This is a genomic window from Streptomyces fuscigenes (genome assembly GCF_021556455.1).
Lineage (GTDB): Bacteria > Actinomycetota > Actinomycetes > Streptomycetales > Streptomycetaceae > Streptomyces > Streptomyces fuscigenes.
Genome location: NZ_JAKGCV010000661.1, coordinates 1 through 2,124, shown reverse-complemented (window position 1 = coordinate 2,124; position 2,124 = coordinate 1). Strand labels below are relative to the sequence as shown.

Genomic DNA, 2,124 nt, shown 5'->3' with positions numbered 1-2,124 from the left:
GGCCGCCCTCCGGCCCCGGCCGTGCTGCGCCCCGCCGCCCCGGCGCCCGCCGCGCACCGTCCCCCGGCGTGCTGCCGTCCCCTTGCCCGGGCGGCTCCCCCGGACGGTGCCCACTCCCCACGACCGGCGCCTCCTTGCTCCTCGTCCGCACAACCGGGCGGCGACCACCGGCCGCTCCGGCAGCATCCAAGCGCCCGCGGGACGAGGGATCAAACAACCCGGGGGCCGCCCGGCCACAACCACTGGTTGTGGCCGTAGGGTCCCCGCATGGACCTCACCGCCGTACGCACCTTCGTCGCGGCCGCCGACACGGGACGGTTCCAGGAGGCCGCCGCCGAGCTCGCCGTCACCCAGCAGGCCGTCTCCAAGCGCGTCGCCGCCCTGGAACGGGAGCTCGCCGTACGGCTGTTCACCCGCACCCCGCGCGGCTGCGAACTCACCATCGACGGGCAGGCGTTCCTGCCGCACGCGCGCGAGCTGCTGCGCGTGGCCGAACGCGCGGTCACGTCCGTGCGCAGCGGCGGCCGCCCGCTGCGCGTCGACGTGATCGCCTCGCGCGGCGCCGGCTCCGGTCTGATGCGCGCCTTCCACGAGGCGCACCCGGAGATCGAACTCGACGTGGTGACGATGTTCGAGATCGACGCCGCGGTCGCCGCCGTACGCTCCGGCGCGATCGACGCGACCTTCCGCGCCGTCGCCGCGCCCGGCCGGCCCCTGCCCGAGGACATCGCCTCCGCGCGGGTCGCCGACGAGCCGCTGCACCTGCTGACCGGCCCGGGGCACGCGCTGGCCGGGGCCCGGTCCGTGCGCCTCGGTGACCTCGCCGGCCACCGGATCTGGATGCCCGGCGTCGTCCCCGGCACCGAATGGGCCGCGTACTACGACGACCTCGTCGCCGCGTTCGGCCTGACGATCGAGGCCACCGGCCCCAACTTCGGCTCGGACGCCCTCCTCGACACGATCGCCGACACCCCGGCCCTGGCCACGTTCATGGGCCGGCGGACCAGGCTCGTGTGGCCGGCCTCCCACGGCCTGCGGCTCGTCCCGGTGACCGGCCCGACGCCCGTCTACCCGCACTCGCTCCTGTGGCACCGCGACAACCCCCACCCCGCGCTCGCCACGCTCCGCGCCCACCTCGCCGCGTCGGCGGCGGGCGGCGGCACCGCCGGGACCTGGGTGCCCGACTGGGTGCTGCCGCACTGAGCGGCGCACCCGCGCCGGAGCCCGGCGCGGCGCCGTGCTCCCGGTGCGCGGCCGGGCCACCGCCCCACGGCCCGGGCCCGCCGGAGAACCCGAATCCGGGGTCGCGTCGTCTATCCGGGCGTGAAAGGCACAGCAGACTGCGACGAGGCGGAACTCGTGCGGCGCATCACCCGAGGGGACCGGGCGGCGTTCGACGAGCTGTACCGCCGCACCTCGCCCTGGCTCGCGGTGCGGCTCCGCCGCCGCTGTTCGGACGAGGACGTCGTCGCCGACGTGCTCCAGGAGACCTACCTCGCGGTCTGGCGGGCCGCCGGCAGCTACGCGGGCTCCGTGACCGACGGCAGCGCCGTCGGCTGGCTGTGGACGATCGCCGCCAACCGCCTCGTCGACGCCTTCCGCCGGCGCGCCCGGCAGGAACGGGTCCCCGCCGTCTCCCTCGTCGAACGGACCGCACCGGCCGCCGAGGACGAGGTGCTGGCGCACCGCGTGGACCAGGACCTCGAACAGGCGCTGCTGCGGCTGCCGCCCGAACTGCGGCAGGTGATGCAGGCGATGGTGCTCGACGACTTGTCGGTCCGCCAGACGGCGGCGCTGCTCAGCATGCCGGAGGGCACCGTCAAGACCCGAGCCCGGCGGGCCAGGATCGCGCTGCGGGAGGCCCTCTCGTGACGCATCCCCCCACCCCCGTGCTGACGCGCTACGCGGCCGGCGGGCACGGACTCGACGACGCGGCCCTCTGGTCGGTCGAGGTCCACCTCGACACGTGCCCGGCCTGCCGCGCGCACGTCGCCGCGCACACCGCCCCCGCCACGGCCGAGCTGCTCGACCGGGTCGCCCTCTCCCTCGACACCGCGCTTGGCGCGGGCCCGCCGCCGGCCCGGCGCCGGACACCCGCGGGGGCCGTGCACCGCCGGCTCCTCG

At 77.0% G+C, this 2,124-nt stretch carries 2 protein-coding genes and 1 pseudogene; all 3 read left to right on the top strand.

Features of this window, described 5'->3' with window-relative positions:
• The first annotated feature begins 267 nt into the window (after positions 1–267).
• Complete coding sequence (locus tag L1885_RS27505; RefSeq protein ID WP_235799860.1) at positions 268–1,203, top strand: LysR family transcriptional regulator; 936 nt, start codon at positions 268–270, stop codon at positions 1,201–1,203.
• 120 nt (positions 1,204–1,323) lie between these two features.
• On the top strand, positions 1,324–1,872 hold the full coding sequence (locus L1885_RS27500; protein WP_235799859.1) for an RNA polymerase sigma factor: 549 nt from the start codon (positions 1,324–1,326) through the stop codon (positions 1,870–1,872).
• Positions 1,869–2,124, top strand: a pseudogene (locus L1885_RS27495) (hypothetical protein); the annotation flags it as partial. The gene L1885_RS27500 and the pseudogene L1885_RS27495, both read left to right, overlap by 4 nt.